This is a genomic window from Altericroceibacterium xinjiangense (assembly GCF_003958635.1).
Classification (GTDB): domain Bacteria; phylum Pseudomonadota; class Alphaproteobacteria; order Sphingomonadales; family Sphingomonadaceae; genus Altericroceibacterium_A; species Altericroceibacterium_A xinjiangense.
The window spans coordinates 74,097-96,708 of sequence record NZ_RSEK01000003.1 but is presented as its reverse complement, the minus strand read 5'-3'; the positions used below and the strand labels follow the sequence as shown (position 1 = coordinate 96,708).

General features: G+C 63.7%; 25 protein-coding genes, 3 tRNA genes and 1 other RNA gene. 13 read left to right on the top strand and 16 right to left on the bottom strand.

Features of this window, described 5'->3' with window-relative positions; genetic code table 11:
• The first annotated feature begins 29 nt into the window (after positions 1-29).
• Positions 30-896 carry a 3-methyl-2-oxobutanoate hydroxymethyltransferase gene (gene panB, locus ELY13_RS04400; RefSeq protein WP_126172682.1) on the top strand — a complete coding sequence of 289 codons (867 nt, stop codon included), beginning with the start codon at positions 30-32 and terminating at the stop codon, positions 894-896.
• 38 nt (positions 897-934) lie between these two features.
• Positions 935-2,002 carry a DUF475 domain-containing protein gene (locus ELY13_RS04395; RefSeq protein ID WP_126172681.1) on the top strand — a complete coding sequence of 356 codons (1,068 nt, stop codon included), beginning with the start codon at positions 935-937 and terminating at the stop codon, positions 2,000-2,002.
• A gap of 2 nt (positions 2,003-2,004) precedes the next feature.
• Here ELY13_RS04395 and ELY13_RS04390 read toward each other — a convergent pair whose 3' ends face one another.
• The 5 genes from ELY13_RS04390 to efp form a co-directional block, all read right to left on the bottom strand.
• Positions 2,005-3,807: an SLC13 family permease gene (locus tag ELY13_RS04390; protein ID WP_126172680.1), complete on the bottom strand. Its 1,803-nt coding sequence runs from the start codon at positions 3,805-3,807 to the stop codon at positions 2,005-2,007.
• A 42-nt stretch (positions 3,808-3,849) separates the two neighbouring features.
• A tRNA-Leu gene (locus ELY13_RS04385) sits at positions 3,850-3,934 on the bottom strand.
• 70 nt (positions 3,935-4,004) lie between these two features.
• Positions 4,005-4,823 carry an inositol monophosphatase family protein gene (locus ELY13_RS04380; RefSeq protein WP_126172679.1) on the bottom strand — a complete coding sequence of 273 codons (819 nt, stop codon included), beginning with the start codon at positions 4,821-4,823 and terminating at the stop codon, positions 4,005-4,007.
• 6 nt (positions 4,824-4,829) lie between these two features.
• Positions 4,830-5,201: a hypothetical protein gene (locus ELY13_RS04375; RefSeq protein ID WP_126172678.1), complete on the bottom strand. Its 372-nt coding sequence runs from the start codon at positions 5,199-5,201 to the stop codon at positions 4,830-4,832.
• On the bottom strand, positions 5,201-5,764 hold the full coding sequence (efp, locus tag ELY13_RS04370; RefSeq protein ID WP_126172677.1) for an elongation factor P: 564 nt from the start codon (positions 5,762-5,764) through the stop codon (positions 5,201-5,203). The genes ELY13_RS04375 and efp overlap by 1 nt, the downstream gene beginning before the upstream one ends.
• Positions 5,765-5,891: 127 nt before the next feature.
• Between efp and ELY13_RS04365 the strand changes: the two genes are divergently transcribed.
• Positions 5,892-6,236 (top strand): hypothetical protein, encoded by a 345-nt coding sequence (locus ELY13_RS04365; protein WP_126172676.1) that lies wholly within the window; start codon positions 5,892-5,894, stop codon positions 6,234-6,236.
• Here the strand turns inward: ELY13_RS04365 and thiE are convergent.
• Positions 6,233-6,907: a thiamine phosphate synthase gene (gene thiE / locus ELY13_RS04360; protein WP_206435989.1), complete on the bottom strand. Its 675-nt coding sequence runs from the start codon at positions 6,905-6,907 to the stop codon at positions 6,233-6,235. The genes ELY13_RS04365 and thiE overlap by 4 nt on opposite strands.
• Between thiE and ELY13_RS04355 the strand changes: the two genes are divergently transcribed.
• Both ELY13_RS04355 and ELY13_RS04350 read left to right on the top strand, forming a co-directional pair.
• The gene (locus tag ELY13_RS04355; RefSeq protein ID WP_126172674.1) at positions 6,896-7,660 is read left to right on the top strand and encodes a DUF72 domain-containing protein; all 765 of its coding nucleotides are present in this window, start codon (positions 6,896-6,898) and stop codon (positions 7,658-7,660) included. The genes thiE and ELY13_RS04355 overlap by 12 nt on opposite strands.
• Positions 7,661-7,703: 43 nt before the next feature.
• Complete coding sequence (locus ELY13_RS04350; protein WP_126172673.1) at positions 7,704-8,081, top strand: hypothetical protein; 378 nt, start codon at positions 7,704-7,706, stop codon at positions 8,079-8,081.
• A gap of 20 nt (positions 8,082-8,101) precedes the next feature.
• Here ELY13_RS04350 and ELY13_RS04345 read toward each other — a convergent pair whose 3' ends face one another.
• From ELY13_RS04345 to tkt, 5 genes are read right to left on the bottom strand one after another with little or no spacing between them, the layout of a single operon-like run.
• Positions 8,102-9,001 (bottom strand): fructose bisphosphate aldolase, encoded by a 900-nt coding sequence (locus ELY13_RS04345; protein ID WP_126172672.1) that lies wholly within the window; start codon positions 8,999-9,001, stop codon positions 8,102-8,104.
• Positions 9,002-9,029: 28 nt separating this feature from the next.
• Entirely contained in the window at positions 9,030-10,229 is a 1,200-nt protein-coding gene (locus ELY13_RS04340) for a phosphoglycerate kinase (RefSeq protein ID WP_126172671.1), read from the bottom strand.
• The gene (locus ELY13_RS04335; RefSeq protein ID WP_126172670.1) at positions 10,226-10,684 is read right to left on the bottom strand and encodes an MOSC domain-containing protein; all 459 of its coding nucleotides are present in this window, start codon (positions 10,682-10,684) and stop codon (positions 10,226-10,228) included. The genes ELY13_RS04340 and ELY13_RS04335 overlap by 4 nt, the downstream gene beginning before the upstream one ends.
• Complete coding sequence (gene gap / locus ELY13_RS04330) at positions 10,685-11,692, bottom strand: type I glyceraldehyde-3-phosphate dehydrogenase (RefSeq protein ID WP_126172669.1); 1,008 nt, start codon at positions 11,690-11,692, stop codon at positions 10,685-10,687. It abuts the gene before it with no gap.
• Positions 11,693-11,706: 14 nt separating this feature from the next.
• Positions 11,707-13,686 (bottom strand): transketolase, encoded by a 1,980-nt coding sequence (gene tkt, locus ELY13_RS04325; protein ID WP_126172668.1) that lies wholly within the window; start codon positions 13,684-13,686, stop codon positions 11,707-11,709.
• A gap of 193 nt (positions 13,687-13,879) precedes the next feature.
• Here tkt and ELY13_RS04320 point away from each other — a divergent pair, with 193 nt between their 5' ends.
• The 5 genes from ELY13_RS04320 to ELY13_RS04305 all read left to right on the top strand — a co-directional run bounded on the left by ELY13_RS04320 (position 13,880) and on the right by ELY13_RS04305 (position 15,380).
• Positions 13,880-14,077, top strand: a complete 198-nt coding sequence (locus ELY13_RS04320; RefSeq protein WP_126172667.1) for a hypothetical protein — start codon at positions 13,880-13,882, stop codon at positions 14,075-14,077.
• The gene (locus ELY13_RS04315) at positions 14,070-14,366 is read left to right on the top strand and encodes a cell division protein ZapA (RefSeq protein ID WP_126172666.1); all 297 of its coding nucleotides are present in this window, start codon (positions 14,070-14,072) and stop codon (positions 14,364-14,366) included. The genes ELY13_RS04320 and ELY13_RS04315 overlap by 8 nt, the downstream gene beginning before the upstream one ends.
• A gap of 10 nt (positions 14,367-14,376) precedes the next feature.
• Positions 14,377-14,534, top strand: a non-coding RNA gene (ssrS, locus tag ELY13_RS15640) — 6S RNA.
• Between the two features lie 61 nt (positions 14,535-14,595).
• Positions 14,596-15,165: a 5-formyltetrahydrofolate cyclo-ligase gene (locus tag ELY13_RS04310; protein WP_126172665.1), complete on the top strand. Its 570-nt coding sequence runs from the start codon at positions 14,596-14,598 to the stop codon at positions 15,163-15,165.
• Positions 15,165-15,380, top strand: a complete 216-nt coding sequence (locus tag ELY13_RS04305; RefSeq protein ID WP_126172664.1) for a DUF2842 domain-containing protein — start codon at positions 15,165-15,167, stop codon at positions 15,378-15,380. Before ELY13_RS04310 ends, ELY13_RS04305 begins: the two co-directional genes overlap by 1 nt.
• 12 nt (positions 15,381-15,392) lie before the next feature.
• Here ELY13_RS04305 and ELY13_RS04300 read toward each other — a convergent pair.
• Positions 15,393-15,469 (bottom strand) — tRNA-Asp (locus ELY13_RS04300).
• Between the two features lie 103 nt (positions 15,470-15,572).
• Between ELY13_RS04300 and wecB the strand changes: the two genes are divergently transcribed.
• Positions 15,573-16,697 (top strand): non-hydrolyzing UDP-N-acetylglucosamine 2-epimerase, encoded by a 1,125-nt coding sequence (gene wecB / locus ELY13_RS04295; RefSeq protein ID WP_126172663.1) that lies wholly within the window; start codon positions 15,573-15,575, stop codon positions 16,695-16,697.
• Here wecB and ELY13_RS04290 read toward each other — a convergent pair.
• Genes ELY13_RS04290 through ELY13_RS04280 form a run of 3 tightly spaced genes read right to left on the bottom strand, consistent with a single transcriptional unit; the run spans position 16,694 to position 20,341 of the window.
• The gene (locus ELY13_RS04290; protein WP_126172662.1) at positions 16,694-18,019 is read right to left on the bottom strand and encodes a dihydrolipoamide acetyltransferase family protein; all 1,326 of its coding nucleotides are present in this window, start codon (positions 18,017-18,019) and stop codon (positions 16,694-16,696) included. The two genes, wecB and ELY13_RS04290, sit on opposite strands and share 4 nt — an antisense overlap.
• A 1-nt stretch (position 18,020) precedes the next feature.
• A complete protein-coding gene (locus ELY13_RS04285; protein ID WP_206435986.1) occupies positions 18,021-19,019 on the bottom strand; it encodes an alpha-ketoacid dehydrogenase subunit beta in 999 nt (332 codons plus the stop codon).
• 47 nt (positions 19,020-19,066) lie between these two features.
• Positions 19,067-20,341: a 3-methyl-2-oxobutanoate dehydrogenase (2-methylpropanoyl-transferring) subunit alpha gene (locus ELY13_RS04280; RefSeq protein WP_126172661.1), complete on the bottom strand. Its 1,275-nt coding sequence runs from the start codon at positions 20,339-20,341 to the stop codon at positions 19,067-19,069.
• A 112-nt stretch (positions 20,342-20,453) separates the two neighbouring features.
• On the opposite strand from ELY13_RS04280, the gene ELY13_RS04275 reads away from it, so the two are divergent.
• Positions 20,454-21,458: an NAD-dependent epimerase/dehydratase family protein gene (locus ELY13_RS04275; RefSeq protein ID WP_126172660.1), complete on the top strand. Its 1,005-nt coding sequence runs from the start codon at positions 20,454-20,456 to the stop codon at positions 21,456-21,458.
• Positions 21,459-21,465: 7 nt separating this feature from the next.
• Here the strand turns inward: ELY13_RS04275 and ELY13_RS04270 are convergent, their stop codons facing one another.
• Positions 21,466-22,422, bottom strand: a complete 957-nt coding sequence (locus ELY13_RS04270) for a thymidylate synthase (RefSeq protein WP_126172659.1) — start codon at positions 22,420-22,422, stop codon at positions 21,466-21,468.
• A gap of 95 nt (positions 22,423-22,517) precedes the next feature.
• Between ELY13_RS04270 and ELY13_RS04265 the strand changes: the two genes are divergently transcribed.
• Positions 22,518-22,594: transfer RNA gene (locus ELY13_RS04265), tRNA-Pro, on the top strand.
• Positions 22,595-22,612: the final 18 nt, after the last annotated feature.

Sequence of the window (22,612 nt, the reverse complement as noted above, 5' to 3'; positions counted from 1 at the left end):
CGCTTTCCTGCCGCGTCTAAAGCGGGCCGATGTCAACTTTCCAGATCGATACCTCCGCCAGCCGTGCGCATCCGATGCCCGAGCCGATGCGCCGACTGACCGTGCCGGCGATCCGGGACCGCAAGCGCGACGGCGTGACCGAACACCCGATCGTGGTTCTGACCGCCTACACCGCGCGGCAGGCGCAGTTGCTCGATCAACATTGCGACATCCTGCTGGTCGGCGACTCGCTAGGCCAGGTGATCTACGGCCTGCCCTCAACCATTCCGGTGACACTGGAGATGATGGCGCTGCACGGAGCGGCAGTCGTGCGCGGAAGCTATCACTCGGTGGTCGTTATCGACATGCCGTTCGGCAGCTATGAGGCGTCCCCGGAAGCTGCGTTCGAAAGCGCGGCGCGGCTGCTGAAGGAAACAGGCGCCGCGGCGGTCAAGCTGGAAGGCGGAGAAGCCATGGCTGAAACGGTCGACTTCCTCGTTCGCCGCGGAATCCCCGTCATGGGCCATGTCGGCCTGACCCCGCAGGCGGTGAACGTACTCGGCGGGTATGGCGCCCGCGGCCGAAGCGATGCCGAAGCTGAGAAGATCGTCGGAGATGCGAAGGCCTTGGAAAAGGCGGGAGCTTTCTGCCTCGTAGTCGAAGGTGTGGTGGAGCCGATTGCCGTGGCGGTAACCGAAGCCGTCGCCTGTCCCACGGTCGGCATTGGCGCTTCGGTCCGCTGCGATGGCCAGGTTCTTGTGACCGAGGACATGCTCGGCATGTTTGAGCGTGTGCCCCGGTTCGTCAAACGATATGGCGAGATGGCCGAGATGATCTCTGCCGCCGCAGAGAGCTATGCGAGCGAAGTGCGCGGACGGACTTTCCCGGGCCCGGAACAGACGTACCAAGCCAAGTAATCTACATCCCTACCGTCACGTCTCACGAGGAGCGCCGAGTGCTTGCCTTTTATCGCGGTTCCATACTCTTCACGCTCTTCTGCCTCGGGTTGGCCACGTGGTACGGGATCAGTTCGACCGAAAGCCTTGAAGGCACGGCCAAGATTCTGTGGATCGTGGTTGTCCTCTCGATTCTCGAGATCTCGCTGAGTTTCGACAATGCGGTGGTGAACGCCACCGTGCTCCGGGAAATGGATGAAGTCTGGCAAAGGCGCTTCCTCACCTGGGGCATGGCAATCGCGGTGTTCGGGATGCGGGTTGTCTTCCCGCTCGCGATCGTGGCCGTTGCCGCGGGCCTCGGCCCGGTGGAAACCATCCACCTGTCGCTCAACAACCCGGAGGAGTACGAGCGCATCGTCTCGTCCGCGCATGTCGGCATCGCCGGTTTCGGTGGCGCCTTCCTGGCGATGGTCGGGCTGAAGTTCTTCTTCAATGCCGACAAGGAAGTGCACTGGATCGCCGTGGTGGAATCGCGTCTGGCACGGTTTTCCGCCGTTCCTGCGGCAGAAATCGCGCTGCTGCTGCTGGTGCTGTGGGGCATCGCCTCCATGCTTCCCGATGAAGAAGCGCTGACATTCGTTACCTCTGGAATTCTGGGGATCGTCACGTTCATCGCGGTCGAAGCCATCGGGACCATCCTGGAAGCACGGGAGCAAGCAGCGCAACTGCAAGGAGCCGCCGTCCGCTCCGGACTCGGCGGATTCCTTTACCTGCAGGTGCTCGACAGCTCGTTCAGCTTTGACGGGGTGATCGGCGCCTTCGCGCTTTCGAACAACATGATCGTGATCGCGCTTGGTTTGTCGATTGGTGCCATGTTCGTCCGCTCCATGACCATCATGCTGGTTCAGAAGGGCACGCTGTCCGAATACCGCTTCCTTGAACACGGCGCGTTCTGGGCAATCATCGCGCTGGGCGCGATCATGTTGCTTTCGGCGCGTTTCCATATTCCGGAGACGATCACGGGCTTGATCGGCGCGACTCTGATCGGGATTTCGCTGTGGTGGTCAGTCCGCCACAACCGCAGGGAAGCGAAATCCGGTGAAGCCGCGCCCCGCCAGGAGATCTGACCTTACATCTCGTACGTGGTGACGAGCAGGAACGAGAGTGTCGCGACCATCAGCAGGACCAGAGGCACTCCCGTTCGCAGGTAGTCCTGGAAGGTATAATCCCCTTCCGACATGATCAGCATGTTCGTCTGGTACGCGATGGGGGTTGCGTAGCAGAGGTTCGCACCGAACAGCACCGCCAGGACCAGCGGCTCGGCCGGAACGCCGAGCTGGTTCGCAATATTGATGGCGATCGGCGTGCCCACCGTTGCCGCGGCCGCGTTGGACGAGAAGTTGGTCAGCAGCGTGACGAACAGCATGATCGCGGCGAGGACGATTGAGAGAGGCAGATACTGCAGCCCTGCGCCCAGCAGTTCCCCCAGCCACTGGGCCGCCCCGGTGTCGAGGATCAGCCGCCCGATAGCGATACTGGCTGCAACGAGCACGATCACCTTGGCTGAAAGGGCCCTGCCCACCCGGTCGAAGCGAACGCAGCCGGTGATGAACATCAGGATGGCCCCGCCAAGGGCCGCAATGGCAATCGGCAGCAAACCCAGCGAGGCCAGCGCGATCGAGCCGAACATGATCACGGCCGCGACCAGCGCCTTGGACCGGCGCGGGACTTCCTGCCCCCCTTCCAGCGCCAGCAGGCCGTCGGTCAGCGCAAACTCTTCCAACCCTGATCGAAGGCCCATCACCAGCAGGACGTCGCCTTCGCCGATGGAGTTATCGCTAACTTGCGCGTCTTGCGCATCGTCCGCGTGAAGCAGCCGCTTCGGCTTATGAATGCCGAGCACCGCGACCCCGTACAGATCCGCAATTCCAGAGGTCGCAAGCGTCCGGCCGAGCAGGCGGGAGTCGGCCGTCACGACCATTTCCTGAACCCCGATATCCTCACTCTGCTGCGCGGACGTGCGCTGGATGCGGTCAAGAATCCATCCAGGTGCGACTTGGCCCTTCAGAATTCGGATCGCTTCCTGCAGCCCGTCGTGCGTTCCGGAAATCCGCAACCGCTGGCCTGCTTCGAACAGGCCGGCAGGACGTTCCTCGAAGCGAAAATCATCCGGCAGCCGCTTCAGGATCTCGTCATAGCCCTTCCCCACGAGATCGCTTCCTGCCGGGATCCGCAGCCGCGTTACAAACCGTCGTTCTTCCCTGTCCGCCAGGGTCCGGTTATCCCGCAGAAGCCTCGGCATCACCAGCCAGACGTATGGCAGCGCGACAACCGAAGCCATCAGCACGATCGGGGTGAAGTGGAACACGCTCATTTCCGGCATTCCGAGATCGCGCGCAATCGAGACGACCAGAATGTTGGTCGATGTCCCGATCGTGGTGGCCATGCCTCCAATGAGGACCGCGGCGTTCAGGGGGATCAGGGTCTTCGACGCCGACATCGCCCCTCGGCTGGCCAGGCTGACGAAAATCGGGATCAGCAGAACCATGACCGGGGTGTCGTTGACGATCATCGACAGGAATGCGGCGATCAGCAGCGACACCAGCATGCCAACGTGCTTGTTGAACTTCCACACGCGTTCCAGCAGACGCGCAGCCGGTTCGAGCGCGCCGGTCACCACAAGCCCGCGCCCCATGATCATCAGCGCAGAAATCGTGATCAGGGCGTAGTGGCCAAAGCCTGAAAAGGCGAGTTCCAGCCCTTGCGTCGGCTTGGTGCCCGGCAACGGGAAGAAGTACAGCCCCACCGCAATCACCGCGATGGTCAGCAGGGAGATGATTTCGGTCGACAGCCGTCCGCGCGCAAACGCGACGAACATCGCCACGGTAACCATCATCGCCGCAGCGGCATGAAAGGAGGGTACGGCCGGCATGTCGTTAATCAGACTACCACGGCCGTAACCGGCTTATCGAACTGGTGCCCCTGGCCCGACTCGAACGGGCACTTCCGGAGAAACTCGATTTTGAGTCGAGCGCGTCTACCGATTCCGCCACAGGGGCTCCTCTCATGCAGTCGCGATTAGCTGTGCCAGAGCACGACCGCAAGAGAGTTGGCCGAAGAAGGCCGGGATTAGTCTTTCAGTGCGGCCGCGATGCCCTTGTGCAGCTTGGAGTGCAGGGAATCGTTGGCGGCGAGGAGCTGCGCGTCGCAGATCGGTAGCGACCGGCCTCGGAAATCGCTGACGAACCCGCCGGCTTCGCGCACCAGCAGGCAACCGGCCGCCGTGTCCCAGGGGGACAAATCGCTTTCCCAGAAGCCATCGAACCGGCCAGCGGCTACCCAGGCCAGATCCAGCGCGGCCGAACCAAAGCGCCGGATGCCCGCGACCTGCGGCCCTACCGTTGCGAAGATGCGGGACCACTCGGCGAAATTACCGTGTCCTTGAAAGGGGATTCCGGTGGCGATCAACGCATCGGACAAGTTTCGGCGCGAGGAAACGCGCAGCCGGGCGTCCTGCAGCCACGCACCGCGCGACTTTTCGGCCCAGAACGTTTCGTCCGTGACTGGCTGGTAGACGACCGCGGCGGTCACATCACCCCAGCCGCCGCCGGGCTTCGGTTCCTGCGCTGCGATGGACACCGCGAAGTGCGGTATGCCGTGGAGGAAGTTGCTGGTCCCGTCGAGCGGATCGACCACCCAGCGTGGCTTCCCCGGGTCGCCGGCGATCTCGCCCGCTTCCTCCAGCAGGAACCCCCAGTCGGGGCGCGCCTGAAGCAACTCATCATAGATTGTCCGCTCGGCCGCCTGATCGGCCTTCGAGACGAAATCGGAAGGCCCCTTCCGGCTAACCTGCAGGTGTTCGATCTCGCCAAAGTCGCGCCGCAAGCGGCTACCCGCCTTGCGCGCGGCCCGCTCCATGACACGAATGAGCCCGGTGATCGCAGCCATGACCGGTCAGCGCCCCACCGGCGCGCCGGGCTGCTCGGGACCGCCCGGCTTCACCCCACACGCCACGGCAGCCGCAGCGTAGACCTGCTGGGCATTGTCCTCGCTCAGCGACTCGTTCGCAGCAATTATCTTTCGGGCGGCATTGCTGATCTCGCCCAGGCTGTTGTTGTACAGGCAGGCAAACAGCGTGCTCTTCAGCGCGTTGTCGGCTTCTTCCGCGGCGATAACCGTTTCGAACGAGCGCAGGATGATCGCACCGCGACGCAGATCGGCGTCGGTTGGTTCCGCGGCTGCCGGAGCCGCGGTGTCCTGGGCGACAGCCGTCCCGCCAATGGGAAGCAGCAGAAGCGCGGCGGCAAAGGGAGTAAAAAAGCGCATCAATCGGCCTTCTTCACATATTCGCGGGCGTAAACATCGACGATGATGCGGGTTCCGCTTTCGATGTGGGGCGGCACCATCACCCGCACGCCGTTTTCGAGAATCGCCGGCTTGTAGCTGGAGCTCGCCGTCTGACCCTTTACCACGGCATCGGCCTCGACGATTGTCGCCTCGACTTGTTCGGGCAGCTGAACGCTGATCGGCCGTTCGTCGTGGAGTTCCAGGGTCACGTCCATTCCGTCGGTCAGGAATGCCTTCGCATCGCCCAGAAGGTCGGAATCGAGGTGGATCTGGTCGTAAGTGTCCTTGTCCATGAACACGAGCTGCTCGCCGTCTTCGAAAAGGAACTGGAATTCCTTCGTGTCGAGGCGAACCCGCTCGACAGTGTCGGCGCTGCGGAAGCGGACATTGGTCTTGCGGCCGTCCACGAGGTTCTTCATCTCGACCTGCATGTAGGCGCCGCCCTTGCCGGGCTGGGTATGCTGGATCTTCGCGACCTTCCAGATACCGCCTTCGTATTCGAGAATGTTGCCGGGACGGATATCGACGCCGCTGATCTTCATGCCAAGCCTTCAAGTCTTTGAGGGAATGGGGGCGCCCTAGCCGTTCGGGCCCGGTGGAGCAAGCAGGCGACCCGCAGTTCATTCATGACGGAGCAAACCCGATGCGTTATAAGGAGGTGTGAGAACGATGAAACGCTTTGCCACTCTGGCCTGCATCGCGGCGGTCGCCGCGTCCCCGGCGCTTGCCGACGGCCGCATCGGCACGCTTGACCGCGGTTCGTTCACTTGCGAGCTGCCTGGCGATGCAGCCGGCGCTACCGGGCGGGAACAGCCGGACGAGAACTTTTCGATCGTCAGCGCATCGCGGTATCAGGCTGCACGCGGAGGGGGCACTTATCTCCTTACGGGCCAGCGACTGACAATGACCAGCGGCCCGTTCAAGGGCGCGACCTATCAGGTGGAGAGCCAGGCTTTCCTGCGCAAGCTTGACGCCAGCGGCAGGCCCAGCCGGCTGCGGTGCGTGCGGAGCTAAGTCCCCGCCGCTTCGATCTTGGCGGCAAAGGCGCGCACCGCTTCTGCCTCGTTCCCGTTCCAGGCCGCACCGCTCACTGCGAGGAAGTCGGCCCCGGCGGACACCAGCGGCCCGCAGTTTTCCGGCGTGATGCCGCCGATTGCGACGCATGGGATTTCAAACAGGTTCTGCCACCAAGTGAGCAAATCCAGCTCTGGCCGGTGTTCGCTCGGCTTGGTAATGCTCGGAAAGAAACTGCCGAACGCGACATAGTCCGCGCCGGCGTCCCCTGCGTCCATCGCCATGTGGCGGCTGGCGTGGCATGTCACGCCGATCTGGGCATCGCGCCCCAGCGCCGCGCGCGCTTCCCGCGCATCGCCGTCACCTTGGCCAAGGTGAACCCCATCCGCGCCGATGCGCTTTGCCAGCGCCACCGAATCGTTGACGATGAAGGCCACGTCGCGCGCGGCGCAGATCTCCTGCAGCGGAGCCGCCAGCCGCGCAGCCTCGTGCTGATCGATTCCCTTCACCCTGAACTGGAACGCGGCGACCGGACCTGCATCCAGCGCCCGCTCAAGCCGCCCCGGAAAACTGCCGCCGACTTCCTGTGGCGAGATCAGGTATAGCTCGCATCGTGCCTTGCCGGGTGCCGAAGCGCCCTTGCCTGCATTCTCCCCTGTATGATCGTCCAATCGTCTGCTCCCGATGCTGTCGCGCCGATACGGGTCGGCTGTTCCGGATGGGTCTACAAGCACTGGCGGCAAATATTCTACCCCGAAGGCCTGCCGGCCAGGCGTTGGTTCGCCCATTACGCCGACGAGTTCGACACCGTAGAAATAAACAACAGCTTCTTCCGCCTGCCGAAGCCCGAAACATTCGCCGCCTGGCGCGACCAGGCTCCGCTCGGTTTCCGCTACGCGGTCAAGGCAAACCGCTTTCTCACGCAAGCGAAGAAGCTACGGGAATGCGAGGAGCCGCTGGAGCGGATGATGGCATCCTTTCGCCACCTCGGCCGGGCCCTGGGCCCGATACTCTACCAGCTTCCGCCACGATTCCGGTGCAACCCTGAGCGGCTCGAGGCTTTCCTGCAGATCGTCCCGAAGGACGTTATCAACGTCTTCGAGTTTCGCGATCCGAGTTGGTACACGGAAGAAGTTTTCGCGGTTCTCGAACGGTACGGCCCAAGTTTCTGCGTCCATGACATGCCCGGCTCCACCAGTCCGCGCCTCGCCACCGGACCAATTGCCTATGTCCGGTTCCACGGCGGCGAAGGCAAGTACTGGGGACGCTACTCGGATGAGGGGCTGCTGGGCTGGAGCGACTGGATCATGGAGCAGGCGCGCAGCGGCCGTGCAGTCTGGGCCTACTTCAACAACGATCTTGAAGGCCATGCCATCCAGGACGCGCTGACCCTGCGGGCCATGCTGCGGCAAGCGACCGGATGACGGTTCACTGGCGGGACACCGTCCCGGGCGCTAGCTCAGTGCCATGAAGAAGCTCGCCGTCCTTCCGGTCCTCGCAATCCTCGGCGCCTGCGCCGCCATGTCCGGCATCGCCCCGGCTCAAGTTGGCGGAGCCGTGCCACTCGGCCAGCGAGTCACCGTCGGAGCTCTGATCGCAACCCCCGAACGCGTGATCGAGGATAGCCGGTGCCCGGAAAACGCGCGCTGCATAACCGCCGGGCGCCTGATCGTATCGACCCGGATTGCGGGCGCAGGTTGGGCCGAGACGGTGCCGCTGACACTGGGCGAACCCTACGCGCTTCACGATACAGCGATCACGCTGGTCACCGGCCTGCCGGAAAAGCGCGCCGGTACCGAAACGGCTGCGAGGGACTATCGCTTCTGGTTCGAGGGCGGGACCTAGGCCCCGCCCCCGCAAACCATTCAGGCCGCGACTTTCTGCGTGCTCGCCTGGTAGATTGCGTCGATCGCTTCCTTCAGCGCTGCGTCGAAATCCTGATCGCTCATCTGAGCGCGGAGTTCTTCCAGCAGCGCACGGCTGAAGCTGGCGATCATGCCCTCGTTCTTCGCCAGTTCCGCACAGGCTTCATCGCGGGAATAGCCGCCGGACAAGGCGACCACGCGCAGCACCTTGGGATGCTTCACCAGTTCCCGGTAGGTGTTCGGCTCTGCCGGGATGGAGAGCTTCAGCATCACCTGCTGCCCGTCTTCCAGCGCATCGAGGTGCTTGAGGATCTCTTCCCGCAGGATTTTCTCACCTTCCGCGCGGTCGTTGGCCTTGATCGAGTACTCAGGCTCAAGGATCGGCATCATTCCGTGGGAGAGTACCTGCCGTCCGACCTCGAACTGCTGGGCGACAACGTTGGCGATCCCCTTGGGATTGGCCGCGTTGATCACCGAGCGTTCCTTGGTGCCGAACACGCCCAGCCCGCTGGCCCGGCGGAGAAGGTCATCGAGGCCGAGAATCGGCTTCATCAACTGGACGCCGTCCGCCTCGTCCTCCAGACCCTTGTCGATCTTGAGAAACGGAACCACGCCCTTGTCCGTCAGCGCGGTCGGAACCGGCTTCCCGTCAACCGAGCCGTCCATCGTCTTCTCGAACAGGATCGCACCGACGATCTTGTCACCGTTGAAGCTCGGCGCCGAAATGATCCGGCTGCGCATGTCATGGATCTTGGCGAACATTTCTTCATCGCCGCTCCACTCGTCGTCCGAAACTCCGTAGCCGCGCAGCGCCTTGGGGGTCGATCCGCCGCTCTGGTCGAGCGCGGCGATGAAGCCCTGCCCCTGCGCCATCTTTTCGGTCATCTGCTGCTGGTTCATCACGTTCTCCCTTGAGACAGCGGGTAATCTACTTCGCCAGTACGGCGACGCCAGGCAGCTCCTTGCCTTCCATCCATTCGAGGAAAGCGCCGCCAGCGGTTGAAACGTAAGTGAAATCCTGCGCGGCACTCGCGTGGTTGAGCGCGGCGACCGTGTCGCCCCCGCCCGCCACCGCCGTCAGCAGTCCTTCCTTGGAAAGAGCTGCAGCCGTGCGTGCGAGCGCAACCGTCGCCGTATCGAACGGCGGGGTTTCGAAGGCTCCAAGCGGGCCATTCCACACCAGCGTGCGGCAGGTCTTCAGCACGTCTGCCAGCGCTTCCGTCGCTTGCGGTCCGACATCGAGGATCATTTCGTCCGGCGCAACTTCGCGAACGTTGCAGGTGCGCAGCGACGCGGGATTGGGCGCAAATTCCTTGGCCACCACCACATCGTACGGCAGGTGGACGGTGCATTCGGCCTTGTCCGCCGCCTCGAGGATCGAACTGACCGTCCCGGTCAGTTCGTGTTCGCAGAGCGACTTGCCGACATCGACCCCGCGCGCGGCAAGGAAGGTGTTGGCCATGCCCCCGCCAATGATCAGGTGCTGCACGCGCGTGACAAGATGTTCCAGGACCGCGAGCTTCGTTGAAACCTTGGCCCCACCGACCACTGCCGCAACCGGCTGCTCCGGGTTCCCAAGCGCCTGCTCGAGCGCCTGCAGCTCTTTCTGCATCGCCCGGCCAGCATAGGCGGGCAATTGGCGGGCGAGCGCCTCGGTGCTGGCGTGGGCGCGGTGAGAGGCAGAGAAGGCATCATTGACGTAGAAATCGCCGTTCTCCGCTATCGTTCGCGCAAACTCGGCATCGTTCTTTTCCTCACCCGGCCAGAACCGGGTGTTTTCCAGCACACCGATGTCACCCGGCCGCATGATTCCCAGAGCCTGCTCGACGATCGGGCCCGAGACTTCGGAGATATACATCACCTCGCGGCCAAGCACCTGCGAGACGGCCCCCTGAACCAGGCTGGTCGACATGGTGGAGCGGCGCTCCCCCTTCGGGCGGCCGAAGTGGGCGAGCAGCAGAACCTTCGCTCCGGCATCGGACAGCTCCAGTATCGTCGGAGCCACCGCCTCGACCCGGGTCAGGTCTGTCACTTCGCCGTCCTGCATCGGCAGGTTGAGATCGACGCGGACCAGGGCGACCTTGCCCTTCACGTCGGTGAGATCGTCAAGCGTGCGAAACCGGTTCATCCCTCAATCCTCACTTCATCGCCTAGCGCGATATGGCCGTCTTCCCGGACGATTGTCAGCAATCCGCCACGCCAGTCCGGCCGCAAGGCGGCTTCCAGCCCCGGTGCGACCTCCTCCATGCGGCGGCAGGGGTCGCACTCCATCGTGACCTCGAGAAGACACGTCTTGCCGATGCGGATGCGGATGCCTGCCTCGCGCGGAAAGCGGAGCCCCTCCACCAACAGATTTGCCCGACGGCTCCACCAGGGTATGTCCACCCGCAAGTCCGCCAGCGCCTCTGCCCAGCTCTCCGCTTCCATCAGCGAAAGCTGACGGCGGTTGCGGCCGGGCTTCAGCGCGCCTCGAAAATCCCCTTCGACTCCGGCTGCGCGGGAAACGGCGACGCTCGAAAGCGTCACCATTTCCCCGCGCGACCGATTCCGCCGCGCAATCCCTGCGAGGCGGCCAGCCGTCATTTACAAGTAGCGCGCCATCACCCCGGCGGTGTCGATCATCCGGTTGGAGAAGCCCCACTCGTTGTCGTACCACGAAACGACACGGGCCAGCTTGCTCTCCAGCACCGCGGTTTCCAGGCTATCGACCGTAGAGCTTGCCGGCTGATGGTTGAAGTCGCTGCTGACCAGCGGTTCCTGCGTGTATTCAAGCACGCCCTTCATCGGCCCTTCCGCCGCAGCCTTGAGCGCAGCGTTCAGTTCCTCGGCCGAAGTGTCGCGTCCCGGTACGAACACCAAGTCGATCAGGCTGACGTTCGGCGTCGGCACGCGGACGGACGATCCATCCAGTTTTCCGTTCAGTTCCGGCAGCACGAGCCCGACTGCACGGGCCGCGCCAGTGGTAGTCGGAATCATGTTCTGCGCGCCGGCGCGGGCGCGGCGCATGTCGGAATGGATCTGGTCCAGCATCCGCTGGTCGTTGGTGTAGGAATGGATCGTGGTCATGAATCCACGCTCGATCCCGACGGTTTCATGCAGGACCTTGGCTACCGGAGCGAGGCAGTTGGTGGTGCAGCTGGCGTTCGAGACGATGATGTCGTCCGCGCTCAGCTGATCCTCGTTCACGCCGAAGACGATCGTCTTGTCGACGTTTTTGGCCGGGGCGGAGATAAGAACCCGCTTGGCTCCCGCGTCGAGGTGCGGCTGGCTGGCTTCCTTCGACTGGAAGAAGCCGGTGCATTCCAGCACGATTTCGACGCCCATTTCCTTGTGCGGCAGGTCGCCCGGGTTGCGCTGGCTGGTCACGGCAATCGTCTTGCCGTTGACGGTGATGCCCTTGCTGCTTGCGCTTACTTCGCCGGGGAAGCGGCCGTGCGTGCTGTCGTACTTGAACAGCAGCGCATTGGCTTCGGCATCGGCAAGATCGTTGATCGCCACGAGTTCAAAATCATGATCGTCGCGTTCCAGCAGCGCACGGGCGACGAGCCGCCCGATCCGACCGAAACCGTTGATCGCTACTTTCGTCGCCATGAAAGAAACTCCTGTTAACTACCTAGTTTAGCGGTGATTTTCGGCACGATCGCCTCGGCGGTCAGCCCGAACTTCTCATACAGTTCATCGATCGGGCCGGACGCGCCGTAGCGGTCGATCCCGAAGTTCAATCCATCGCCGGTGTAGCGTTCCCAGCCCATCGTGCTGCCTGCCTCGATCGAGACCCGCAGCACATCCTCACCCCTCGCCAGGATGTCATTGCGATAGGCGCTTGGCTGCTCGTCGAACAATTCGGTGCAGGGCATGGAGATCACGTCGGTCCCGATCCCCGAGGATTCGAGCCGTTCGGCCACTTCGACGGCAAGGGATACTTCGGAACCGGTGGCGATCAGCACCACCTTGCGGGCAGCCTTGGCTTGCTGGAGCCGGTAGGCGCCGCGCGCGCAGAGGTTCTCGCCTGCGTCGGTGCGCAGTTCGGGCAGGTTTTGACGGGTCAGCGCCAGCAGCGATGGGCAGCTTTCCTGCTGCAGCGCAATTTCCCAGCATTCGGCGGTCTCAAGCGCGCCCGCAGGCCGCATCACCAGCAGGTTCGGCATCACGCGCAGCGACTGCAGGTGTTCGATCGGCTGGTGGGTCGGTCCATCCTCACCGAGGCCGATGGAGTCGTGCGTCATCACATAAACGACGCGGATCTGCTGCAGGGCAGAAAGCCGGATCGCGGGACGGCAATAATCCGAGAACACCAGGAACGTCCCGCCGAACGGGATCACGCCGCCATGCAGCGCCATTCCGTTCATCGCCGCGGCCATGCCGAATTCGCGGATGCCGTAATAGACATAGCGTCCGGCGTAGTTTTCCGCCGTCAGGGGCCCGGTCGCCTTCGTCTTGGTGTTGTTGGACCCGGTGAGGTCGGCCGAACCGCCGATCATCGCGGGGACCGCTTCGGTCAGCACGCCCAGCGCGGCCTCACTCGACTTGCGAGTCGCCAGCTTGGGCTTGTCGGCGACGAGCTGGTCCTTGTAGTCCTTCCAGCCGGTGAGCTGCGGCAGCTTGCCCTCGATCCGCGCGGTGAACTCATCGCCGCGCGAGTTGGAGGAAAGCCGCTTCTTCCATTCAGCATGCGCCTGCTTGCCGCGGTCGCCGGTCGCACGCCACTGGCTGAGAATATCCTCGGGAATTTCGAACGGAGCCGCCGTCCAGCCCAGCGTTTTGCGCGCGGCGGCAATCTCTTCGTCGCCGAGCGCAGCGCCATGGGTTGCGGAAGTGCCTTCCTTGTTCGGCGCGCCCTTGCCGATCACAGTTCGGCAAGCGACCAGCGACGGGCGCGGATCGTTCATCGCTTCCTCGATCGCGCGAGAGACGTCTTCAGCATCGTGCCCGTTGCAGCTGACTACGTGCCAGCGGCTGGCGCTGTAGCGCGCCATGATGTCCTCGCTGCGCGAAAGATCGGTACTGCCGTCGATCGTGATGCGGTTGTCGTCCCACAGGACGATCAGCTGACCCAGTTCCAGATGCCCGGCAAGGCCGACCGCCTCATGATTGATGCCTTCCATCAGGCATCCGTCGCCGGCGATGACCCAGGTGCGGTGATCGACCAGGTCGTTCCCGAACTCGGCATTCAGGTGCCGCTCCGCGATCGCCATACCCACCGCCATGGCGAAGCCCTGCCCCAGCGGACCGGTGGTCGCATCGACACCATCAAGCAGGAAGTTCTCCGGGTGACCGGCAGCCGGGCTGCTCAGTTGACGGAAGTTGCGGATGTCCTCCATCGTCGGGCGGGCATAGCCGGACAAGTGCAGCAGCGCGTAGATCAGCATCGACCCATGGCCGGCGGACAGAACGAAGCGGTCCCGGTCGGCCCAGTTCGGCGCCGCGGGATCGAACTTCAGGTATTTGGACCAGAGCACCGTTGCGACGTCGGCCATGCCCATCGGCATCCCGGGATGGCCGGAGTTTGCGGCCTGGACGGCATCCATCGACAAGGCGCGGATCGCGTTGGCCATCGGAGAAGGGCGAACATCTGCAAGGCTCATCAGGCGTCTCCAGTCAGGCTCCCGAACGGGCACGCGGCGAAGTTCCGCGGGCGAATCGGCGCGCCGCCTCTGTTGCGGAGCGGCCGTGTTGCGTCAAGCGCACCTGGGAACTTCGCCAGGCGACAACCCGCCTGCGCACTTTCTTCGCTCCCGCCTTTGCACATGGCTGCCGCGTCGGTTAACGCCCCTGCCCATGGAGCGGGAGCGGATCGAACAAGCGCTGGAGAGAATCGAGGCTGCCGCAGGCAGGATCGAATGCGCCGCCGCACGTCCTGCCGCCTTGCCTGCTCCCGATCCCGCACTGGCTGAAAAGCACGCGCGCCTGCAAGCAGAAGTGGGCGCCGCGCTTGGCGACCTGGACCGGTTGATCGGATCGCTCGGCGATGAGTGACGTCACACTCCAGATCGGCGGGCGGCCCTACAAGGTCGCCTGCGCTCCGGGAGAAGAGGAGCATGTCGCGCAGCTTGGCCGCCTGATCGATGAAAAGGTCAGGGCCACTCCGGGGCAGTCAGAAGCGCGCGGATTGCTGTTTGCAGCCCTGATGCTGGCGGACGAGCTTTCCGAATTGCGGGCGCAGGCCGCGAGCACGGGGACGAATTTCGCCCAAACGCTCGAATCGCTGGCCGAACGGATGGAAAACCTTGCCGCGCATCTTGAGGATGACGGTTCGTCTACCTAGATTGAGCCTGACGGTACTGCCCGGTACGAGCTGTTAGAGAATATCCCTGAGGCTATAAGCAATCCATGGGAGCTGTCCCTGCCCGGACCCTGGTCCGACGTATACGGCGCCCACCTGACGTCGAGGCGTCAGAGGATTTCCCGGCAAACGACCCATGGTGGTTCCGTCACCTTCCTTCGCCCTAGCCGTCCCTCGACTTGGCAGGCCGCGAACGGCTAGGAACCCTTACATGATCACGAAACAAGAATTGCGCCGCAGACTGCGCAAAGCCCGGCGCCAGCACATGGACGCCCTGCCGGATGCCGTGCGTGCGCTGGTGTTCAACCGCCCGCCCGCCGCTATCACCGAGAAAATCCCGGAAACGGCAGTGATCGGCTTTTATCGCGCTATTCCCGGCGAAGCGCCGACCGACTCGTACGCCCGCTGGTTTTTTGAAAGAGGGCATCGGATTGCCCTGCCCGCTTTCGACGGGTTCGAGGGAGCGATGCATTTTCGCCAGTGGGCAAACCCATACGTCGATGACGAGCTGGAACCAGGCGCATTCGGGCTGCAACCGCCCGCCGATGCGCCCGAAGTGGTGCCGGATGTCCTGTTCGTGCCGCTGGTCGGCTTCACCGAGCGTGGAGAGCGGATCGGCCAGGGCGGAGGCCACTATGATCGCTGGCTGGCCGCCCATCCGGGTGTTCTGGCCATCGGGCTAGCGTGGGATGCTCAGAAAGTGGATTTCCTGCCGGTCGAGGAACACGACATGCCCTTGTCCACGATCGTCACGCCCACGCGGCTGTACGGGCCGTTCTGATGCGCGAGAAACCGACTTTTCGCATCCCGATCGGCATACTGCTGCTGCTGGCGGGACTGGCACTCTATGCACTGGGAGTCGCCTGGGCCTCGCAGTGGATCGGACAGCTGCCGGTGCTCGTGCAGACGGTGATCTATCTGGTGCTGGGCGTCGCCTGGCTCCTGCCGCTGCGGCGCTTTCTCATCTGGATGGAGACAGGCCGCTGGCGGAGCTGAAATTTTCCCAAGTGGCGCGAGTGACGGGACTTGAACCCGCGACCTCCGGCGTGACAGGCCGGCGCTCTAACCAACTGAGCTACACCCGCATAATTGGGCGGTTCGCCGCTTGGGAGCCGCGCCACTAAGGCAGGTGCGGGGGGCTGTCAACAGCCCTGCACCACATCATCGAACAAAGTTGGCAAACCATCCATGACTGGCGCGAAACGCATCCTCACCGTCTTCGGCACCCGGCCCGAAGCGATCAAGTTGTTCCCGATCCTCCACGCTCTCTCAGGAGACACGCGGTTTCTCAGCCGGACCTGCCTTTCCGGACAGCATCGCGAACTGCTGGACCCGGTGCTGGAGGTTGCGGAGATCAGGCCCGACCACGTTCTCGAGGTAATGAGCCCCGGCCAGTCGCTCGATGAGCTGACGGCGAAGCTGATCACCGGAATCGGCCGAGTGCTCGATTCGGAACGGCCCGAGTGGGTCGTCGTGCAAGGCGATACGGCCACCGCCGTGTGCGCGGCGCTGGCCGCCTACCACCGGCGAATTCCGGTGGCACACGTCGAGGCGGGATTGCGAAGCGGCGATATTCACCAGCCCTGGCCCGAAGAAGTGAACCGCAAGATCATCGGCACGCTAGCCGCGCTGCACTTTGCCCCCACTCAGCGGGCTTGTGAGGCGTTGATTCGTGAAAACATCGATCCCGCGACGGTTCACCAGACCGGTAACACGGTCATCGACGCGCTGCAGTGGATGAGCCGGCGAATCGATAACGAACCCGCCCTTGCCTCAGCGCTCGACGAGCTCGAGCAGCGCTTTTCCGGTAAGCGCATCATCGGCGTGACCACGCACCGGAGAGAGAACTTCGGCCGCGGCCTGGAACATATTGCCGAGGCAATTCTCCGGATCGCGGGACGCGGCGATGTCGGCCTCATCGTCCCGGTGCATCTAAATCCCGAAGTGCGGCAGGTGATCGAATCGAAGCTGACGAACGTGCCAAACATCGCGCTGGTGGACCCGCTCGATTATCCGCAGTTCGTCCGGCTTTTGCAGATTTCCAGTCTCATGCTGACCGATAGCGGCGGCGTGCAGGAAGAAGCGCCTGCCCTTGGCACGCCGGTGCTGGTCATGCGCGAGACGACCGAACGGGCGGAGGGAATCGAGGCGGGAACGGCCCGGCTGGTGGGCACCGATCCGGATCGAATCGTCGCGGAGACGTTCCGCCTGCTGGACGATCCTGCGGCGCATGCAGAGATGGCACGGGCGCGCAATCCGTTCGGCGATGGTCGCAGCGCCGAACGGATCGTGGAGTTGCTCGCTTCGGTCTAGGCCAGCAACAGGACAGGCGTTTCGATCAGCGTCTTTACCGCCTGCACGAAGGCCGCCGCATCGTAACCATCGACCACCCGGTGATCGCAGCTGATGGAAATGTTCATCAGCTTGCGCTTCTCGATTCGCTCTCCGCCCATTCCGTCCGGCACGAACATCGGGCGTTCGACGATCCGATTGGGCCCGATAATCGCCACTTCCGGCCGATTGATCACCGGGGTGGAGGCAACGCCGCCCAAGGGGCCCAGTGAAGTGACGGTCAGGGTCGAGCCGGAAAGCTCGTCCGACTTCGCTGTCCCGTTCCTCGCCGCCTCCGCCAGACGAGCAATCCCGCTCGCCAGCTGCCACAGGTTCTGCGCCTGTGCGTTGCGAATTACCGGCACCATCAGCCCCGCATCGGTCATTGTGGCGATCCCCATGTGCACCGCGCCGTGCCGGGTGACCAGGTTCGCCTCATCATCGTAGCGGGCATTGATCATCGGAAAGTCGGGCAACGCGCGGCAGATCGCGGTGATCAGCAACGGCAGAAGGGTAAGCTTCGGCTTGCCGCCGCGATTGGCGTTGAGATCCGCCCGGAGCTTTTCAAGCTCCGTCACGTCGCACTCCTCTACGTAGGAGAAATGCGGAATGTGGCGTTTGGACGCAGCCATGTTCTCGGCGATCCGGCGCCGCAGCCCGATCACCTTGATCGTCTCATCCGCCCGGGCCGCTCCCGCGGGCGCATAGCCTTGAGCCGCGCCATACGACAGGAAGGCATCGAGGTCGGAATGCCGGATGCGGCCGTCCTCTGCCGGGCGCACCTCACCCAGATCGATGCCCAGGTCCTTCGCCCGCTTGCGGACGGCGGGACTGGCGAGCACCTTGGCGGGGCGTTCCTCGCGCTCCGCCCCGGCAGACGCCGATTCGGTTTTCTGCACAGGTTCGGGAGGAGCGGGTTCGGGCGAGGCTCTCGTCTTCTCACCGCCCGGCTGCGGACGCGCGTCCTTCTCGTCGCTGGCGTCAGAGGTCTCGGTTTCTATCCGGCGTTCGACGGCAGCGGCCTTCGGCGCGGGGGCTTCCGCTGCCTCATCCGGCAACTCGCCTTCCACCTCCAGCACCACGAGCGGAGAGCCGATGGCGATCCGATCCCCCACCTCACCCGCCAGCTCAACGATCGTACCGGAGACCGGACTCTCGATCTCGACCGTCGCCTTGTCGGTCATCATGTCGGCAATACGGCCGTCTTCCTCGATCCGGTCTCCGACCTTCACGTGCCAGTCGACGATTTCCGCCTCGGCTATGCCTTCCCCGATATCGGGCAGGTTGAATGCAAAACGTGCCAAATCAGGCCTCCATAAGCCGGTCGATAGCCTCGCCGATGCGGATCGGCCCGGGGAAGTACGCCCATTCGAGGCTGTGGGGATAAGGGGTGTCGAAGCCGGTCACGCGTTCGACCGGAGCTTCCAGATGATAAAAGCACCGCTCCTGCACCAGTGCCGCAAGCTCAGCGCCGAAGCCGGATGTCCGGGTCGCTTCGTGGACGACCAGACATCTGCCGGTTTTCTCCACAGAGTTTTCCACAGCCTCGATGTCGAGCGGGACGAGCGTGCGCAGGTCGATGATCTCCGCGTCCACGCCCTTGTCTCGGCACACGGCTTCGGCGACATGCACCATCGTGCCGTAGGCGAGCACCGTCATTGCGCTGCCGGAACGCACGGTGTGCGCCTTGCCGAGCGGGATGGAATAGTAGCCTTCCGGCACCCGGGCGCCGGGATGGCCCTTCCACGGCTTCGTCGGCTTGTCGTAATACCCGTCGAACGGCCCGTTGTAGATCCGCTTGGGTTCGAAGAAGATCACCGGGTCGTTGTCCTCGATCGCGGAGATCAGCAGCCCCTTGGCATCGTGCGGCGTGCTCGGCACCACCGTCTTCAGGCCGGAAACGTGGGTAAACAGCGCTTCCGGGCTCTGGCTGTGCGTCTGCCCGCCGAAAATTCCCCCGCCGAAAGGAGAACGCACCGTCATCGGCGCGATAAATTCCCCGGCCGAACGATAGCGCAGCCGTGCCGCCTCGCTGATCAGCTGGTCGAGCCCGGGATAGATATAATCGGCAAACTGGATTTCCGGCACTGGCCTCAGACCGTAGGCCCCCATCCCCACGGCTACGCCGATGATCCCGCCTTCGCTGATCGGCGTGTCGAACACCCGGGTCTTCCCGTGTTTCTGCTGCAGACCAGCCGTGGCGCGGAACACACCGCCGAAATAGCCGATGTCCTCTCCCAGCAGGATCACGTCGGGATCACGCTCCAGCATGATGTCGAGCGCGTCGTTGATCGCCTCGATCATCGACAGACTGCGGACGGGCGCTTCGGCCAGGCTGACCGGCTCTTCCTCTATTCCGGCCACTTGATGTTCCTTTCCCGGATTGCCTGCTCGCTTTGTTCTTCAAGGTTCCACGGCAGTTTCTCGAACACGTCCTCGAACATGGTGTGGAACGGATGGTGCAGGCCGTGGCCGAGAATTCCGTTCTCCTCGGCTTCCTTGGTTGCGGCCTTCACGCGCTCTGCCAGTTCACGGTCCATCTCCGCGTGCTGCTCTTCCGTCCACTCGCCCAGCGCGATCAGGTGGTTCTTCAGCCGCATGATCGGATCGCCCAGCGGCCACTCCTCCCGCTCCTGCGCAGAGCGGTAGGCCGAAGGATCGTCGGACGTGGAATGGCCTTCCGCGCGATAGGTGAAGAATTCGATCAGGGTCGGCCCGGCGTTCGACCGGGCGCGGTCTGCCGCCCAGCGCTGCGCCGCATAGACCGCGAGAGGATCGTTGCCGTCGACGCGCAGCCCGGCAACGCCATACCCGATTGCCCTTGCCGCGAATGTGGTGCGCTCAGCCCCGGCAAATCCGGAAAAGCTGGAAATCGCCCATTGGTTGTTCACGATGTTGAACACCACCGGCGCGTTGTAGACCGTGGCGAAGGTCAAGGCAGAGTGGAAATCCCCTTCCGCCGTGGAGCCTTCCCCGATCCAGGTTGCGGCAATGCGGCTGTCGTGCCGGATGGCGCTCGCCATCGCCCAGCCGACCGCTTGGGGAAGCTGCGTCGCCAGATTGCCGGAGATGCTGAAGAAGCTGTGGTCTCGGCTGGAATACATGATCGGCAGCTGCCGGCCCTTCAGCTTGTCCCCGCGATTCGAATAGATCTGGTTGACCATTTCGATCAGCGGATAGCCGCGCGCGATCAGCACACCCTGCTGGCGGTAGCTGGGAAACACCATGTCGTCGGAAGCGAGCGCGTGGGCGGCAGCGACCGAGGTCGCCTCTTCACCGGTCGACTTCATGTAGAAGCTGGTCTTTCCCTGCCGCTGCCCGCGGTACATCCGTTCATCGAATGCACGGACCAGCGCCATGTCACGCAAGATTGCGCGCACCCGGTCCGGCGACAGGCGCGGGTCCCACGGGCCGCACGCCTTCCCTTCATCATCCAGCACGCGGACCAAGTCGGTGCAGAGCGGGAATGTCTCCGAAGCTGCGCAGGATTCATCCGGCCGCGGCTGGTCGCCTGCCTCGGGGATCGCAAGGTGGGTGAAATCCACCTTGTCGCCGGGACGGAACTTGGGTTCCGGCACATGGAGCGACAGCCCCGGCCGGTTTTTTCTGTCTTCGCCCTTGGTCATAACTCTTCCGTCACAGGCTTTCTCCGCCTCTCATGCGCTGGGCGGCCGCGGTTGTGAAACGAGGCCCGCTGCTTAAGGTGCCGTGCAAGGGCCGAACGGGAGCCGTGGATCGATGCGCTTTCTCATCACCGGAACGGCAGGTTTTATCGGTTTCCACTTGGCCCGGCGGGTGCTTTCGGCGGGTCACGCGGTCACCGGCTTCGACGGGCTGACCGACTACTACGACGTCCGGCTGAAGCATGCGCGGCTCGACCGGCTCTGCGCGATGGAAGGCTATCGGCACGTCGCGGGCAGGCTGGAAGACCGTGCCGCGCTGGAAGGAGCGGCGGATGCTCCCCCGGACGTCATCGTCCACCTCGCTGCGCAGGCGGGCGTGCGCTATTCGCGAGAGGCGCCGCGTACTTTCGTGGAAAGCAACCTGCTCGGATCGTGCAACGTGCTGGAACTTGCGCGCAAGCAGCCCCCGAAGCACCTGCTCATCGCGTCTACCTCCAGCATCTACGGCGCAAGTGAGCGCCTGCCGTTTTCGGAAAGCGACTGCTCCAACGAGCCGCTCAGCCTCTACGCCGCGACCAAAAAGGGCATGGAGGTGATGGCCCATTCCTATGCCTACATGTTCCAGATACCGACCACGGTCCTTCGTTTCTTCACGGTCTATGGCCCATGGGGCCGCCCGGACATGGCCCTGTTCCGGTTTGTAAAGGCGATCCGGCAGGGGCATTCGATCGATGTCTACGGCGGTGGCGACATGGCGCGCGACTTCACGTTCATCGACGACGTGGTTGAAGCACTTGGGAGGCTCGTGTCGATTGCTCCGGCGGAAGCGAACAGGGTGCCCGGCGAATCGGCTCGGGACACCCTTTCTCCCACAGCGCCGTTCCGGATCATCAACGTCGCGAACGGCACACCGATTCGGCTGATGGACTTCATCTCGGTAATCGAACGCCGGCTGGGCCGAACGGCCGGACTGAACCTGACGGAGATGCAGCGGGGCGACGTGCCGCAGACTTTTGGCGACATCAGCCTGCTGCGTGCGCTTACCGGCTTCACGCCCACCGTGCACATAGAGGAAGGCGTTTCCGCTTTCGTCGACTGGTATCTCGACTACCACCGCTGACTCGCGATCAAACCGCGATCGGCGCGGAAATCGCGCCCTGCGGGTGATAGTCCGTGACCTCGAAATCCGAGATCCGGTATTCGAAGATGGAAGGCGGGCAGCGTGTAATCGCAAGCCGTGGGTCACCCGCAGGCTCTCGGCTCAATTGTTCCTCCACCAGTTCTGCATGGTTGAGGTACAAGTGGACGTCACCGCCCATCCAGACGAACTCGCCGGGCTCAAGCCCCGCCTGCTCCGCCAGCATCCGCTGCAACAACGCAGCCGACCAGAGATTGAACGGCACGCCCAGCGCCAGGTCGCAGCTGCGCTGGAACAGCAGACCGTTGAGCCGTCCCTCGGCGACGTGAAACTGGTAAGTCTTGTGGCAGGGAGGCAGCGCCATCCGATCCAGTTCGGCGACATTCCAGCCTTCGATGATGTGGCGGCGGCTACCCGGATTCGTTCGCAGGCTTTCCACTACCTGCGCAACCTGGTTAATCCCCTGCCCCTCCCGGTAAAGCCCTTCGCCTGCGGGTTCGTAAGTTGGCCAGTCGACCCATTGCTTCCCATAGACCGGGCCGAGATCGCCCCAGCGAGCGGCGAAACCGGCATCTTCGACGATTCGCCGCTCGAACTCGCCCTGCGCGATGTCCTCTCCCGTTTCCCGGCGATAACGCGCCAGCGGCCAGTCGCTCCAGATGGTGACGCCCTGCTCAAGCAGAGGGCGGATGTTGGTTTCGCCGGTCAGAAACCACAGCATTTCGCGGGTCGCGGTCTTCCACCAGACTCGCTTGGTCGTGATCAGCGGCATCCGCCCCTCGGACAGATCGAAGCGCATCGTTGCCCCGAAAAGGGAGCGAGTCCCGATCCCGGTGCGGTCGATCCGCTCGCTTCCCCGGCGCCAGACCTCGCGCATGAGATCGAGATACTGCCATTCATAGTGGCGCGGGTTGCCGGAATCGGTCGGGCGAAAAGTGGTAGCCATCGATACTATCTAGCGGTGCAATTGCCTGCTTGCCAGCCCGCTTCCTCGTGCCTATAGGCCCGGCTCTGCCTTCGTCCGCCTGTGCGGGCGCCGGTCGGGGAGTAGCTCAGCCTGGTAGAGCACTGTCTTCGGGAGGCAGGGGCCGGAGGTTCGAATCCTCTCTCCCCGACCATTTTATCTAAGTACCTGC

Excerpts from the sequence above, each read along its gene's own strand:
- panB (WP_126172682.1), top strand. The coding sequence starts at position 30 with ATGTCAACTTTCCAGATCGATACCTCCGCCAGCCGTGCGCATCCGATG.
- ELY13_RS04390 (WP_126172680.1), bottom strand. The coding sequence starts at position 3,807 with ATGCCGGCCGTACCCTCCTTTCATGCCGCTGCGGCGATGATGGTTACC.
- ELY13_RS04380 (WP_126172679.1), bottom strand. The coding sequence starts at position 4,823 with ATGGCTGCGATCACCGGGCTCATTCGTGTCATGGAGCGGGCCGCGCGC.
- ELY13_RS04375 (WP_126172678.1), bottom strand. The coding sequence starts at position 5,201 with ATGCGCTTTTTTACTCCCTTTGCCGCCGCGCTTCTGCTGCTTCCCATT.
- efp (WP_126172677.1), bottom strand. The coding sequence starts at position 5,764 with ATGAAGATCAGCGGCGTCGATATCCGTCCCGGCAACATTCTCGAATAC.
- ELY13_RS04365 (WP_126172676.1), top strand. The coding sequence starts at position 5,892 with ATGAAACGCTTTGCCACTCTGGCCTGCATCGCGGCGGTCGCCGCGTCC.
- ELY13_RS04355 (WP_126172674.1), top strand. The coding sequence starts at position 6,896 with ATGATCGTCCAATCGTCTGCTCCCGATGCTGTCGCGCCGATACGGGTC.
- ELY13_RS04350 (WP_126172673.1), top strand. The coding sequence starts at position 7,704 with ATGAAGAAGCTCGCCGTCCTTCCGGTCCTCGCAATCCTCGGCGCCTGC.
- ELY13_RS04345 (WP_126172672.1), bottom strand. The coding sequence starts at position 9,001 with ATGAACCAGCAGCAGATGACCGAAAAGATGGCGCAGGGGCAGGGCTTC.
- ELY13_RS04340 (WP_126172671.1), bottom strand. The coding sequence starts at position 10,229 with ATGAACCGGTTTCGCACGCTTGACGATCTCACCGACGTGAAGGGCAAG.
- ELY13_RS04335 (WP_126172670.1), bottom strand. The coding sequence starts at position 10,684 with ATGACGGCTGGCCGCCTCGCAGGGATTGCGCGGCGGAATCGGTCGCGC.
- gap (WP_126172669.1), bottom strand. The coding sequence starts at position 11,692 with ATGGCGACGAAAGTAGCGATCAACGGTTTCGGTCGGATCGGGCGGCTC.
- tkt (WP_126172668.1), bottom strand. The coding sequence starts at position 13,686 with ATGAGCCTTGCAGATGTTCGCCCTTCTCCGATGGCCAACGCGATCCGC.
- ELY13_RS04320 (WP_126172667.1), top strand. The coding sequence starts at position 13,880 with ATGGAGCGGGAGCGGATCGAACAAGCGCTGGAGAGAATCGAGGCTGCC.
- ELY13_RS04315 (WP_126172666.1), top strand. The coding sequence starts at position 14,070 with ATGAGTGACGTCACACTCCAGATCGGCGGGCGGCCCTACAAGGTCGCC.
- ELY13_RS04310 (WP_126172665.1), top strand. The coding sequence starts at position 14,596 with ATGATCACGAAACAAGAATTGCGCCGCAGACTGCGCAAAGCCCGGCGC.
- ELY13_RS04305 (WP_126172664.1), top strand. The coding sequence starts at position 15,165 with ATGCGCGAGAAACCGACTTTTCGCATCCCGATCGGCATACTGCTGCTG.
- wecB (WP_126172663.1), top strand. The coding sequence starts at position 15,573 with ATGACTGGCGCGAAACGCATCCTCACCGTCTTCGGCACCCGGCCCGAA.
- ELY13_RS04285 (WP_206435986.1), bottom strand. The coding sequence starts at position 19,019 with ATGATCGAGGCGATCAACGACGCGCTCGACATCATGCTGGAGCGTGAT.
- ELY13_RS04280 (WP_126172661.1), bottom strand. The coding sequence starts at position 20,341 with ATGACCAAGGGCGAAGACAGAAAAAACCGGCCGGGGCTGTCGCTCCAT.
- ELY13_RS04275 (WP_126172660.1), top strand. The coding sequence starts at position 20,454 with ATGCGCTTTCTCATCACCGGAACGGCAGGTTTTATCGGTTTCCACTTG.
- ELY13_RS04270 (WP_126172659.1), bottom strand. The coding sequence starts at position 22,422 with ATGGCTACCACTTTTCGCCCGACCGATTCCGGCAACCCGCGCCACTAT.